This window comes from Sulfurimonas aquatica, assembly GCF_017357825.1.
GTDB classification, from domain to species: Bacteria; Campylobacterota; Campylobacteria; order Campylobacterales; family Sulfurimonadaceae; genus Sulfurimonas; species Sulfurimonas aquatica.
This window is the reverse complement of record NZ_CP046072.1, coordinates 1,581,834-1,596,322: the sequence shown is the minus strand read 5'-3', so window position 1 is coordinate 1,596,322 and position 14,489 is coordinate 1,581,834. Positions and strand designations below refer to the sequence as shown.

Below are 14,489 nucleotides of genomic sequence, written 5' to 3'. Positions count from 1 at the left end.
TTTTTTTAAGACAAATCCACTATAATCACTTTTATAATATTATATATATAAGGTCATTATTTTGAGTGCACAACCCTTCACCCATTTACATCTTCATACCGAATATTCACTCCTCGATGGAGCCAACAAACTAACTAACCTTGTTACAAGAGTTAAAGAGCTTGGAATGACTTCTGTCGCTATGACTGACCATGGAAATATGTTCGGCGCCATAGACTTTTATCAGCAGATGAGTGCTGCTGGAATTAAGCCTATTATAGGGATGGAAGGATATATTCATAATGGTGACACCTTAGGCGATAAGAGCACAAAACAGCGTTTTCATATCTGTTTGTATGCTAAAAATAAGAAGGGCTACGAGAACCTTATGTATCTCTCTTCTAAAGCGTTTATCGAGGGATTTTACTACTTCCCACGTATCAATAAAAAAGAGCTTCGAGAACATAGTGAAGGACTTATCTGTACCTCTGCTTGTCTTCAAGGGGAAGTGAACTGGCACTTAAATCTTCAAAATGAGCGAAACGTCAAAAATGGCGCCTTGGGTTATGATGGAGCGCTTGCAGTGGCGCGAGAGTATCAAGATATATTTGGAGATGATTTTTATCTTGAACTGATGCGTCATGGAATAGGGGATCAACTTTTTATAGATGATCAGATTTTGAAAATATCACGCGAGACTGGCATAAAAGTTGTCGCAACAAATGACACTCACTATACCTTTCCAAACGACGCGCAGTATCATGAGGCGTTTATGTGTATTGGGATGAATAAACTCTATGACGATCCAAATCGCATGCGTCACTCCGTACATGAGTTTTATCTCAAGTCTCCAGAGCAGATGGCTAGAATCTTCGCTGATATTCCTGAGGCGATAGAACATACTCAAGAGATTGTAAATAAAGTAGAAGATTTTGCCCTTACGGTAAAAGAGCCAATTCCGCCTAACTTTAAATTTACTCCAGAATATGCCGCAAAAGATGGTTTAATAATAGACCATGCCGATGACGCTCCTCTGCCAGCGGACGCAACTGAAAAAGATAAAAAAACATGGTTTTCCGCTATAGATAAAAATGATGCGGAGTACTTTACGTTTTGCTGTAAACGCGGACTTGAAAACCGTCTTAAAATAGTTCCCCAAGAGCGCCATCAGGAGTATCGTGAGCGTTTAGAGTTTGAGATGGATATCATCAACTCTATGAAGTTCCCTGGCTATATGCTTATCGTTTGGGATTTTGTTAAGGTCGCAAAAGAGATGGGCATAGCTGTTGGGCCGGGACGTGGCTCCGCAGCTGGTAGTCTTGTTGCTTTTTCACTCGATATCACCGATATTGACCCGATGAAGTATGATCTGCTCTTTGAGCGTTTTTTAAATCCTGAACGTGTAAGTATGCCCGATATCGATATGGACTTTATGCAAGCTCGTCGTGGGGAAGTTATAGACTATGTTGTTGAAAAATATGGCCGTAATCAAGTTGCTCAAATCATAACCTTTGGATCACTCCTAGCTAAGGGAGTTATCCGTGATGTTGCTCGCGTTTTAGACATGCCGCTCTCTCAAGCAGATAAGATGGCAAAGCTTATTCCTGATGAACTGGGAATCACTTTAAATGGCAAAGAGAAAAAAGGTGAGTTTATTGATGGAGCTTTTCAAAAAGAGCCAAAGATACAAGAGTTAATAAGTGAAGACGCAAACGCTAAAAGGGTTTGGGAGTTTGCAAAAAAACTAGAAGGTCTTAAACGCAACTCTGGTATTCATGCCGCTGGCGTTGTAATATCCAATGAAGAGCTATGGTATAAAACGCCAATCTATAAACCATCGGGTGAGACGACTTTTGTAACGCAGTACTCCCTAAACTATCTCGAAGATGTTGATCTTATCAAGTTTGACTTCCTAGGGCTGAAGACTCTTGACGTAATCGATAACGCCATAAAGCTTATCAAACGCCGTTACGACAAAGACGTGGTATGGCATGAGATAGATGAGAACGACCCTCGCGTTTATGAGGTTATACGTACCGGTGAGACTGTTGGAATGTTTCAGATAGAGTCCTCGGGTATGCAAGATCTAAATCGTCGTCTTAAACCAGATAATTTTGAGGACTTGATTGCGGTCTTGGCACTCTATAGACCAGGACCGATGGAGTCTGGAATGCTTGATAGTTTCATCGAACGTAAGCATGGTCGTGAAGCTATTGAATACACGTTTGACGTAATGAAGCCAATCCTTGAAAATACCTATGGAGTCATCGTTTACCAAGAGCAAGTTATGCAGATTGTTCAGCACGTTGGCGGTTTCTCTCTTGGTTACTCAGACATTATTCGTCGTGCCATGGGTAAGAAAAAAGATATGGCAACTTATAATGCGGAGTTTAGTGAGGGTGCAGCGAAGCAGGGACATCCTTATCAAGAGGCAAGTAAATTATTTGACTTGATTGAAAAGTTTGCAGGGTATGGTTTTAATAAATCTCACTCAGCGGCTTACGCAATGGTTACGTTTCAAACGGCATGGCTCAAGACTTACTATCCAAATGAGTTTATGGCGGCGCTTTTAACGTCAGATAAAGACAACACCGAAAAAGTCGTGCGTTACATAGATGAAGTTAAAAGAATGGGAATAGAGCTCTCACCACCTGACGTTAACGACTCATACCTAGAGTTCTCAGCAACTACTAAAGAAGATAGAGACATCATTCTATTTGGTTTGGGTGCTATTAAAGGCGTTGGAAAATCAGCTGTTATTTCTATTATAGAAACGCGAGAAGAGGATGGTGAGTTTACATCGATAGAGAACTTTGTAAATAGAATAGACCCTTCAAAAGTAAATAAACGCTTCGTAGAGTCAAGTATAAAGTCAGGTGGATTTGATAGATTTGGCTACTCTAGAAAAGCCTTGCTTGATCAGATTGACCTTATAGTAGAGACTGCTAAAAAAGCATCTGACGCAAGAAAAAACGCTGTTGGATCTTTATTTGGAGACGATGAAGAGATTACAAACGTTAAACTAGTTCTTAAAAACTCGGATGAGTATGAACTTAAAGAGATTTTGGAATTTGAAAAAGATACCTTAGGTTTTTACGTTTCAGGTCACCCTATGGATAATTTTCGCTCAGAAATGGATGAGTTGAACTACACAATGAGTTCAGAGTTAGAGAGCGTTAAAGATGGCTCTCAAGCTATTTTTATAGGAAAAGTTGAAGGTGTCGTTACTAAAATCTCTAAAAAAGGACATCAGTTTGGAATAATAGACTTGATGGACTTCCATGGAAATATGGAAATTATGCTTTTCTCAGATAAACTAGAAAAACTATCACAGATGGATAAAGAGGAACCTATCGCGTTTAAAGGTAGGATAACTCATACGGACTTTGGTCCAAGAATTAACGTGAGTAAGATTATGACGCTTAAAGAGGCGAAAAAAGAGACAAAAAAAGTTAAAAAAGAGGTACAAGAAAAACCACCTGAACCAATTAGTCTCTCTGTGCGTTTAGACTCTGATATAGAAGTTTTAGAAAAACTCTATGCTCTTATCAGACAAAATCCAGGTAATCGACCTCTTAGCATTACCATTATCTCAAAACTACATAACGTAGTGCTTGATTCTGCCATTAGAGTAGATAGTAAAATTATTGCAGCGCTTGATGGAAATGAGTCTGTAGATATTATAGGAATGTAAATATGAATAAAGAAGATTTCAACGAAGGACTAATAGGCTTTTTAAATGCCTCGCCAACGCCATTTCACGCAACAAAAAATATGAGTATGATGTTTGAAAACGCTGGTTTTAAAAGACTGATAGAGAAAGAAAAATGGGAGTTGCAAGAGGGTCAAAAGTACTATGTGACTCGAAATGACTCTTCGGTTATCGCGTTTACTTATCCTAAAAAAGAGAAAAACTACGTGATGGTTGGCGCTCATACTGATTCGCCTAATCTTAAACTAAAGCCAAATCCAATCATTAAAGAGCATGGAGTTGTAAAGTTTGGAGTTGAGCCTTATGGCGGACTTCTTTTAAATCCATGGTTTGATAGAGATCTCTCTCTTGCTGGAAAAGTTTCCTACTTAGATGCAAATGATGAAATTCAAGAGACTCTTATAGACGTAAAAAAATCTATAGCCACCATTCCTTCTTTGGCTATTCACCTTGATGAAATGGCAAATAAAGAGAGAACGGTAAATAAGCAGACAGATATATCACCAGTATTGACAACTGATGACGACTTTGAGTTTGATGAGTTTATAAAATGGCAGTTAAGTAAGCTTGACATCTTGGACGTAAAAGCTCTCTATGCCTCTGAACTTAGTTTTTATGACACGCAAGATGCTTCGTTTGTTGGTCTACATGATGACTTTATAGCAAGCGCTAGACTTGACAATCTTCTTAGTTGTTATGTTGGGATGCTTAGTATATGTAGCGTAGAAGCAGATAAGCCAATGCTTTTTATAGCAAGCGATCATGAAGAAGTAGGAAGCGATTCAAGCAGTGGCGCAGGTGGAAGCTTTTTAGAAAACACTCTCAAACGCATGTTCAGTGATTATGACGAGTATATGAACATGATTCGTACATCTATTTTAATCAGTGCGGATAACGCTCACGCAATCCATCCAAACTATCCAAGCAAGCATGATAAAGAACATGCTCCAAAGATAAACGCAGGCGTCGTTATTAAAATAAACGCAAACCAAAGATATGCTTCAAACTCTACAACGATATCACGCTTTATGAACTCTGCATCACTTTTAGATGAAAAACTTCAAAACTTTGTAACAAGAAGCGATATGGGTTGTGGATCTACAATTGGACCGATTACTGCGACAAGATTAGGAATAGAAACTATAGACGTTGGTCTTCCTACACTTGGAATGCACTCTATTCGTGAGTTGTGTGGAAGAGATGACGCACACTCACTTTATAAGATACTCGTGGCGTTTAAAAACTAATGTCATCTCTTACGCATGAAGAGTTAAACCTTCTTATAGAGCAGACCTATAAGGTTGAAAAGGAGTTTAATGAGCTCAAGTCATCTTATGCGCACCTTCAAGACACTGTAGAAAAAGTAGTTGAGTTTCTACCAAATGCCGTCTGGATAGTTAACAGCGATGATACGGTTTTTTTACAAAATTCAAAAGCAAGAGAGTTATGGGAACTTTTAAAACTTTTAGAGTTTAGAAGTGATAACTATGAGATAAAGTTTAACACTAATTCTTATCTTATTCGAAGCTCATCTTACAAAGACAAAATTATGCTTAGCGCTACAGACATTACAGAGCAAAAACGCAAAGAGAACCTTGCTACTATGGGACAAATGGCGGCGCATCTCTCTCATGAAATTAGAAATCCAATAGGTTCCATAGCGCTACTTAGCTCAACTCTTAAAAAACGCGTGATTCCTGAAAATATTCCTATAGTCGATGAGATACAAAAGTCAGTATGCAGAATAGAACGTATCATTAAAGCCACTCTTATGTTTTCAAAAGGTGTAGAAGCGAACAAAAAAAAGTTTACTTGGAATGAACTCAGAGAATCTATTGATATGTCCGTTGAATATTACGCATACTCAAAAGATATCGAGTTTATATATCCATCAAAAAACTTTACGCTAAACGCGGATAAAGACCTACTTGATATGCTTTTTTCTAACTTTATAGTAAACGCCATAGACGCAATTGAACTTGATGAGAGTGATGAAGGTACAATTGAGATTACCTATGATGAAAATAAAAAGTATCATATATTTTATGTTTACGATACGGGTGTAGATATTGAAGATAAAAAAGATCTCTTTGAAGCGTTTAAGAGTACAAAAGTTAAGGGTAATGGACTTGGACTTGTCCTCTCAAGACAGATAGCAGAGGCTCATGGAGGAGATGTAAGACTCCTCGATGGTGATAAAAAATGTTTTGAGATTAAATTATCTAAATAATCTCGTAAAACTTTTTTAATTGGTATGTAATTTGCTATTTTTAGTTTAAATATATGTTTAAGGACTTAATGAGATGCAAGTCAATCATAAAAACGTAGTCTCCCTTTTAGAGTATGTAGATATAGATAGATTTAATGTTACATGCCACTTTAAATGTGAACATTCAAATAAGAGCATAGTCTCTATCGTTCCTTTTGAGCCATGTAGAGCAAGAGTGGAATTAAGCTGGTTAGAGATGCTTTTACACCCTTTTAAATCTTATGAGAGTTATCATAATAGACCAATTACTATCTATTCAGACGAAGATCATGAAAGCATTATTATTAAGGCATTTTTGAAAGTCTCACCACATTTTATTTGGAATAATAAAAAGAAAAAGTTTATCTACTCTAACTCATAATTATCACATTTTTATCAACTTGAGTGAGAATATCACATTCTATTCTCTGTTTACTATTCATTTAACCTTTAATTAAAATTCTAAATGTAATACTAAAATCGAATTTTAAAATAAAGGGAGAAAGAGACTATGAAAAAGAAAAATCTTTTAGTTTCTCTGGCTGCATCTGTCGCATTTATGTCTATGAGTGCTACTACTGCAATGGCTTATGATAAGAACCCACCATTCAAGCTCAACAAACTCAAAAAGTATACTGAGATTGATGCTAATGGTAAAAAAACAAATGGTTACGAGCCAAAATCAGACTACAATGTGTTCATAAATTATGAACTTGGTATGCACTGTGTTGGTTTTGAAATGAGTTACTGTTGTGTAATTCCTCCATATAACTCTATTCAAGCGCAAGCAGTCTCTGGTGGTAAAAGTGGAAAGCTTCCAAAACTTTTAACTCCAAATGATGATATTAAACTTTACTACTACACTAAAGATAATGCTTATAGTGAAGGTAATAAGATGAAATACTGGGGTGTTCCAAAAGATACAGATGGTGATGGTCACTTTGACTCTCCGGGTGATAATGCTGCGAACTATGTATGGAATCACCTCTTTATTTATGCTGACTTAGAAGGTACTATACCTAATGGGGCTACAGATAAAGATCGTCTACGTATTGGTCGTGAAGTTCCTGTAAAAATCGATAGTGGTCCTTCTGGTAAACCTATGGCTGGTGGATATCTTGATTATGTTGGAAAAGATGGTGGTAACATTGTTATGACAGATACTCTTGTTCCTCCAGTTAAGAACGTTAAGCTTGTTTTAACAGCTTCACATCTTTGGGATGCACTTGGTCTTCCATTAACTGCATTTAATGATTCTACTAGAAAAGGGACAATCCGTTCAGTTACTGAAAAAGATTTTCAACCTTTTCAATACTCTACAGTTGAGATGCACTCTCGTACAGGTCAAGCTGTAAAAGAGAAAAATGGAAATACTGTTTCTTACTTTGGTACAAATCCAGTAGATATTCCTAACTGTTACGCTTGTCACTCTAGAAATGGTAAAGCTGCACAGATGGCAAGAGATGAGGGTATCACAGAGAGTGATAGAGAGTATAACTACTGGAAAACTTATCCAGATGAGAGTGAGTATATGGCAAGACTTTCAGAGTCTTCTATTAACATTCTTGGTCTTCACGATAAGCACCATGGAACTACTTTTTTAAGTGACTATAGAGATAATGCATCTGGAAACAGACTAGGTAAAACTGGTATGGTTAACTGTTCAGATTGTCATGGTGATAATGTTTCTGGAAACTTAGAGACTCCACGTCCTACTGCTTCAGGTTATAAAGCTGTAAAGTCTAAGCCTTTAAGTGAAGCTATACATAATTTTCACCTTGCAATGGTTCCAATGCCTGATGGTGCAGGACGTTCACAAGCTTGTCAATCTTGTCACCCAACACACTTTCAAAATCCTAACATGAATGATGATTCAAATCCATTCCGTGTAACAGATAGATATGGTGAAGGAAGATTTACTAAAGGGGACATCAGAAAATCTGGTGGTGGATGTTATGTAAGACGTGATGCTCACTCTAACCCAGATGCTAAACCACCATTTTTCTTAAATGATTATGGTAAATGGCAACTTAATGAAGTTTCTATGAAAGACGAGCATGGAAAAGATGCTGGTGAGATGAGAGGACTTTATTGTACTAACTGTCACACTAAAGTAGCTCAAGCTATGCAAAATTTTGATGATATCAAACATGATAGTACTCAAGAGGGTAAAACTTTAAGAAACAAAACTCTTAAAGAGATGATTAAAGAGATTTCTGGTGGAGATGCTGCAGCATTTGCAGCAATTGCTGACCCTAAAACAACGGGCAACAATGAAGTACTTAGCTTTTATGCAGACCACAAGTCAGCTACTTTAGTTAAAAATGATGGTAAAGATGGAGCACTTGATCTTAAACCATGGAATCACCCAACTGGTGGAGATGTTCCTTATGCAGCTGCATCTGGTGGTAATGACTGGTGGTTATCTGCTGCTGAGCCTCACTGTGCGGATTGTCACTTAGCTCCATTTGTTGAGAGTGAAACTGGTGGTAAATACTTCCCAATAGATTTACCAAACAAGTACTCTTTATATAGATACTCAAAAGCACACGGAGATATCGCTTGTCAATCATGTCACGAGTCTACTCATGGATTATACTCTACACGATATGATGGTAAAGAGCGTTCAGTTGATGTAACATCACATGAACAAGCACTTCAGTACTCTCCAGATGGTGAATATGCTGGTCCAGTTACATGTTCTGCTTGTCACACTGTAAATGACAAAGGTGTTCCTTTACAACTTAAAGGTACTGAGTATGAAAATGATTACTGGGCTTCAGTAACATTAGCACACTTTATGAGAGGTGGAGATCAAAAACTAGGTGTTAAAGGACTAGTTGAAAAGTATCCATACTCTAAATCTGCAAATATCGTAACTAAAGGTTGGAAGTAAACTTCCTCCTTTTTACTCCTCTTTTGAGGAGTATTATTTTAATACAAGTGCATATTGATGAATTTGTACTAAAATAAGCCTCAGCAATACAAAATAACCAAGGAATTTTTATGAACATCTATCTAAAATCTCTTTTAACTATATCCATGCTTAGTATACCGGCATCAGCAGAACTCTATAAAACATATTTTGAACATGGCGAGTTAAAGGCTGAAACAAATTATCTTGATGGAACTAACAGTGATATTCAAGAGGGCATAAAACATGGTCTTGAAAAAGTCTACTATGAAATGGGTCAGATGGCTTATAGTGTAATGTATGTAAAGGGAAAAAGAGAAGGAAAACTAACTTGGTTTGATAAGCAAGGCAATAAGCTCTCTGATACTTACTATAAAAATGGGAAAATCCATGGAGTCGAGCAGTCATACTTTTTAAATGGATTAATAAAGCATAGTGTTGAGTATATAGATGATAATAAAGAGGGCTTACAAAAAGAGTTTTTTGAAAATGGACAACTAGCACTTGTTGTAAAGTATGAGAAGAATAAAAAAACTGGACTTCAAAAAGAGTACACAGTTGATGGTAAGCTCTATAGTGAAGTAAATTATAAAAACAACTATAAAGAGGGAACACAAAAGTGGTTTGATTCTAATGGAAAAGTTATAAAAACAACACTTTACAAAAATGATAGACCTGTAGATATTATGAAAAAAGTTCAATCAAAAAAAGATGAGCCAAATGTGTTAATTAAGAGCATAGATTTTTCCCCTCAGAAGGTAGAATAAGGGTATATAATAAGTAATTATATACTCTTCATTATCCTAATCCCACTACAATAACTTTTTAATATAAAGGAATAGTATGAAACAACTTATATCCCTCTTTAGGTCCATGAAAACCATGGCAATTTTAATGCTAATTTTTGCAATATCTGTTGGCTATGCAACTATAGTTGAAAATGACTTTGGTACTATGACTGCAAAAGCTGAAATATATAATGCAAGATGGTTTGAAATACTTTTGGGTTTACTAGCAGTGAATCTTTCTCTAAATATAGTACATTTTAAAATGTACACTCTAAAAAAAGCTCCTATTTTCATATTTCACCTTGCTTTTTTAGTGATACTTATTGGTGCTGCCATTACAAGGTACGCAGGCTATGAGGGAAATATGCATATCCGTGAGGGCTCAACCTCTTCTACGATTACAAGTGCAGAAACATTCTACTTAGTAAATGCAAGTGTAAATGGTAAAAAAGCTCACTACGAGGAAGCACTTTATCTCTCAAAAAGAAGAAAAAATGATGTTTCTACATCTCTAGAAGTTGATGGAAAAAATGTTGATATAGAGTTGTTAGAGTATATTCCTGATGCTATGGAGTCTCTTGAAGAGGATGCAAATGGTCACCCTATAGCAAAACTTATGATTACGAACTCTGGCAAAGGAAAACCTGTTGCTTTAGACATAGGTATGTACTATGATGCAGGGAACTTTATACTAGACTTTAACTCAGGTGAGAGTTTTGATAAGCCAGTAATCTCTATGTATATGGAGGGCGATGAGCTTTTTATGAAGCATGATATGAAACTCTCATTCTTCAGAATGGCTGACCGTGCACAGGGTGATTTAGTAGCAAATGTAAAAGAGGCATTTCATACAAGAGTTTTGTATAGTACTGATTTAGGTAGTTTTGTACTTCGTGATTTTATGCCCAAGGCTTCTAAAACTATTGTAAGCAATCCAGATTCTAAAATGAACTCTATGGGTGTTGACGCTCTACGTTTTAAAGTTACTGTAGATGGTAAGAGCGATGAGAGTTTAGTTTACGGACGTGCAAAAGCTATAGGACAAGAGCAACACCTTATAGTGAATGGCGTTGATGTTCATATAGCTTATGGTGCCAAAGAGATTCCTATACCATTTAAAATTAAACTACTTGATTTTCAACTTGACCGTTACCCAGGTTCTATGAGTCCTGCATCTTATGCGAGTGAAGTTGAGCTTATTGACACTGCAGAAGGAGTACGTATGCCTTTTAGAATTTATATGAATCATATTTTAGATTATCAAAACTTTAGATTTTTTCAAGCTTCATATGATCAAGATGAAAAAGGCACTGTCCTCTCAGTAAATAATGACCCAGGAACACTTCCAACTTACATAGGTTATACACTTTTAGCACTTGGAATGTTTTGGACGCTTTTTACTGGTAGTGGAAGGTTTTCAAAATTATCTAATAAGGCTAAAAAAGCTGCTGCATCTAAGGTAGTTCCAGCTCTTTTAGCTTTAGGATTAGTTGTAGGTGTAACACCTACTGAGGCGGCTGAATTAGATCCATCTATCAAAACTATCTTGGCGTTTGATAAAGAACACTCTAAGAAGTTTGGACAACTTATAGTTCAAGATACAAAAGGGCGTATGAAGCCTATGGATACTCTTGCTACAGAGATTTTAGCAAAAGTATATAGTAGCTCATCTCTTAAAGTAGCGGGTGTTAAACTCATACCTACTCAAGTAGTTTTAGGAATGATGATTCGTCCTGATATCTATAGAGATGTGAAACTTATTAAAACTAAAGATGAGGAGATAAACAGAGCTCTTGGCGCAAAACTAGACGCTAAGTACGTCTCTTTTTCACAGTTTTTTATGGACGCTGAAAATATGAGAGGTTATAAGCTTGCAGAGATAGTTGAAGCAGCTTCTAGAAAAGAGCCAAAACATAGAAACAAGCTTGATAAAGCAGCTCTAAAAGTTGATGAAAAACTCAATGTTGCATACATGGTATTCACAGGTTCCCTTTTAAAGATTTGGCCAAAAACGGATGATGCTAACAACAAATGGTTTGCAACTATAGAAGCACTTCAAACATTTCAAGCTGAAGAAGGTATGAAAGTTAGAAATATCGCAGTTGCTTATTTTAACGCAGTGGACACTGCGCTAAGCAGTGGGAACTGGAGTGAAAGCGATAAAGCGGCAGAGGAGATAATAGCTTATCAAAAAGATGTTGGTGCAGCTGTGTACCCAAGTGAAAATAAAATAAACGCAGAAGTTTTTTACAACAAAACTAATGTTTTTGAAGCTCTCTGGCCACTTTACTTTATAGTGGGTTTTATTCTTCTTATTTTGAGTTTTACAAAAATTCTTTATCCTAAGATGGGAATGTCTACTGTAACAAAAGCGTCACTAGGATTATTAATCCTCTTTTTTGTAGCGCATACAATGGGTCTTGCTCTTAGATGGTATATCTCAGGTCACGCTCCGTGGAGTAATGGATTTGAGTCTATGACTTATATCGCTTGGGCGACTGTTTTAGCAGGTTTTATCTTCTCTAGACATTCACCTATAACTCTTGCTTCAACATCTATCTTAGCAGGTCTTATTCTATTTGTAGCACACCTTAGCTGGATGAATCCACAGATTACAAACCTTGTTCCCGTTCTTAACTCATACTGGTTAAGTATACATGTTTCTATGATTACCGCGAGTTATGGTTTCTTAGCGCTTGGAGCACTTCTAGGTTTTATAGTAATCATTCTTTTCATAGTAAAAACAAAGAAAAATGAAAATCAGATTAGTCTTTCTATAAAAGAGTTAAATGCTATTAATGAGATGAGTATTATCATTGGTCTTGTACTTCTTACTGTTGGAAACTTCTTAGGTGGCGTTTGGGCAAATGAGTCATGGGGACGCTACTGGGGATGGGATCCAAAAGAGACATGGGCGCTTGTAACTATTTTAGTATACGCAGTTGTGATTCACTTGAGATTTATTAAAACACTTTATAGTGAGTTTAACTTTGCAGTTGTGTCTCTGTTGTCATTTACAACGGTGCTTATGACTTACTTTGGAGTAAACTACTACCTTGCGGGAATGCACTCTTATGCAAAAGGCGACCCTGTTCCTATTCCAGATTTCGTTCCAGTGACATATGCGATAGTATTTATCGTTATAGCGCTGGCGTTTAGAAATAGAAAGATAGTTTAGGTAAAAGAGTTATGGAGTTTAAAGGCTTTTCCAAAAATACACTGGCTTTTTTAAGCTCCATCAAAAAAAATAACAATAAAGAGTGGTTCGAAGCTCACCGCAGTGAGTATGAAGAACTTATCTTAAATCCATCTCGTACCTTTGTTGTAGAGATGGGAGAACACCTTCAAGCGCTTGTACCCACTATAAACGCAGAGCCAAAAATCAACAAATCCCTCTATAGAATCTACAGAGACACAAGAAGAATGGGTGCAAATAAAGAGCCTATAAAGCATAGAATTGGCGTTATATTTTGGCAAGGCAATACTAAACGTATGCAGAGTTCATCTTTTTATATGCACTTTTCTCCAGATGAACTTATGGTTGCAGTAGGTGTAAGATGGTTTGAAAAGCCTATGCTTGACGCTTTTCGCGAATATATTAGTGATGAAGATAGACGTGTGCGTCTTGATAAGACACTTAAAAGTATTGTTGCTAAAGATAGAGAGTATACATATCTAGAAAAAGGGTATAAACGCTATCCTAGAGGTTTTAACGCAGATATGCCAAGTGCTGATTTGAGTCTATATAAAGGCATGGCAACTTTTAAGAGGTTGGATCCCAACTTAATTACCAATGGTGATAAGTTAATCGATACTCTTTATAAGATATATGAAGATATGCTTCCACTACAAGAGATAATGTATGAAGTAAGTTTAAGAATAAAAGAGGACTAAAAGTGAGCAAAGAAGCAGTAGTACTACTCAATATGGGTGGACCAAATAACCTAAACGAAGTAGAAGTTTTTTTAAAAAATATGTTTGCTGATAAAAATATTTTAACAATGAAGAGTGATTTACTTCGAAAGTTCATAGGTGGCTTGATAGTTTTTAATCGTGCTGAAAGTTCTCAAGAGATATATAGAGAGTTAGGTGGTAAGTCACCTATAGTTGGACATACAAAAAACCTTGTTACTAAACTTCAAGAGAAACTTGGTGAGAATGTTATAGTGGATTTTGCTATGCGTTACACTCCTCCATTTGCAAATGAAGTAATTGACAGGCTAAATAAAGAGGATATTGAGAAAATATACCTTATCCCTATGTATCCACAATACTCTACAACCACTACTAAGTCCTCATTAGAAGATTTTGAAGAGTACTATCATAAAACAGATGGAAATGCTCTTTTAGTAGAGATAAAACACTATTTTGAAAATGAGAGCTATAATAGATCGATTATAGAGCGAATTAAAGAGAGTGTTGGAAGTGATAACTATAGAGATTTTGACATAATATTTTCAGCTCATGGGCTTCCACAAAAGATAGTTGACGCTGGAGATGTATATGAAAAACATGTGAAACGCCATGTGGAAATTTTAAAAGATATGATGATAAAAGAGAATATGAACTTTTATAATACACATCTTGCATACCAGTCAAAAGTAGGTCCTTTAGCATGGCTTAAGCCATCACTAGATGAAAAACTAAAAACCGTTAGAAATAGGGGAGTGGTTATTTTTCCTATTGCGTTTACTATAGATAACTCCGAGACAGATTATGAGCTTGAAGTTGAGTATAGAGAGATAGCAGAAGAGTTGGGCTTTGAAGACTACCGAGTCTGTAAATGTCCAAATGATAGTGATCTTTTTGTTGAAGCTCTTAGTGAAATTTACAATAAAATAAAATAGG

The 14,489-nt window shown here is 36.4% G+C and carries 9 protein-coding genes; all 9 read left to right on the top strand.

The features are described 5' to 3' along the window. Window positions 1-61 precede the first annotated feature (61 nt). A complete protein-coding gene (dnaE, locus tag GJV85_RS07640) occupies window positions 62-3,673 on the top strand; it encodes a DNA polymerase III subunit alpha (RefSeq protein WP_207560800.1) in 3,612 nt (1,203 codons plus the stop codon). 2 nt (window positions 3,674-3,675) lie between these two features. Continuing rightward, window positions 3,676-4,938: a M18 family aminopeptidase gene (locus GJV85_RS07635; protein ID WP_207560799.1), complete on the top strand. Its 1,263-nt coding sequence runs from the start codon at window positions 3,676-3,678 to the stop codon at window positions 4,936-4,938. Continuing rightward, the gene (locus GJV85_RS07630) at window positions 4,938-5,921 is read left to right on the top strand and encodes a sensor histidine kinase (protein ID WP_207560798.1); all 984 of its coding nucleotides are present in this window, start codon (window positions 4,938-4,940) and stop codon (window positions 5,919-5,921) included. The genes GJV85_RS07635 and GJV85_RS07630 overlap by 1 nt, the downstream gene beginning before the upstream one ends. 73 nt (window positions 5,922-5,994) lie before the next feature. Next, window positions 5,995-6,321, top strand: a complete 327-nt coding sequence (locus GJV85_RS07625; protein ID WP_207560797.1) for a hypothetical protein — start codon at window positions 5,995-5,997, stop codon at window positions 6,319-6,321. A gap of 129 nt (window positions 6,322-6,450) precedes the next feature. Then, window positions 6,451-8,835, top strand: a complete 2,385-nt coding sequence (locus GJV85_RS07620) for a hypothetical protein (RefSeq protein WP_242689766.1) — start codon at window positions 6,451-6,453, stop codon at window positions 8,833-8,835. A 110-nt stretch (window positions 8,836-8,945) separates the two neighbouring features. Next, window positions 8,946-9,620, top strand: coding sequence for a toxin-antitoxin system YwqK family antitoxin (locus GJV85_RS07615; protein WP_207560796.1), 675 nt, complete (start codon window positions 8,946-8,948; stop codon window positions 9,618-9,620). Window positions 9,621-9,696: 76 nt separating this feature from the next. Beyond that, entirely contained in the window at window positions 9,697-12,819 is a 3,123-nt protein-coding gene (locus GJV85_RS07610) for a cytochrome c biogenesis protein CcsA (protein ID WP_207560795.1), read from the top strand. Window positions 12,820-12,830: 11 nt separating this feature from the next. After that, window positions 12,831-13,535 (top strand): DUF2461 domain-containing protein, encoded by a 705-nt coding sequence (locus GJV85_RS07605; protein WP_207560794.1) that lies wholly within the window; start codon window positions 12,831-12,833, stop codon window positions 13,533-13,535. Between the two features lie 2 nt (window positions 13,536-13,537). Next, the gene (gene hemH / locus GJV85_RS07600) at window positions 13,538-14,488 is read left to right on the top strand and encodes a ferrochelatase (protein ID WP_207560793.1); all 951 of its coding nucleotides are present in this window, start codon (window positions 13,538-13,540) and stop codon (window positions 14,486-14,488) included. Window position 14,489 lies beyond the last annotated feature (1 nt).

What these genes read in the sequence shown, in the direction of transcription:
- GJV85_RS07635 (WP_207560799.1), top strand. Translation starts at nt 3,676, where the DNA reads ATGAATAAAGAAGATTTCAACGAAGGACTAATAGGCTTTTTAAATGCC.
- GJV85_RS07630 (WP_207560798.1), top strand. Translation starts at nt 4,938, where the DNA reads ATGTCATCTCTTACGCATGAAGAGTTAAACCTTCTTATAGAGCAGACC.
- GJV85_RS07625 (WP_207560797.1), top strand. Translation starts at nt 5,995, where the DNA reads ATGCAAGTCAATCATAAAAACGTAGTCTCCCTTTTAGAGTATGTAGAT.
- GJV85_RS07620 (WP_242689766.1), top strand. Translation starts at nt 6,451, where the DNA reads ATGAAAAAGAAAAATCTTTTAGTTTCTCTGGCTGCATCTGTCGCATTT.
- GJV85_RS07615 (WP_207560796.1), top strand. Translation starts at nt 8,946, where the DNA reads ATGAACATCTATCTAAAATCTCTTTTAACTATATCCATGCTTAGTATA.
- GJV85_RS07610 (WP_207560795.1), top strand. Translation starts at nt 9,697, where the DNA reads ATGAAACAACTTATATCCCTCTTTAGGTCCATGAAAACCATGGCAATT.
- GJV85_RS07605 (WP_207560794.1), top strand. Translation starts at nt 12,831, where the DNA reads ATGGAGTTTAAAGGCTTTTCCAAAAATACACTGGCTTTTTTAAGCTCC.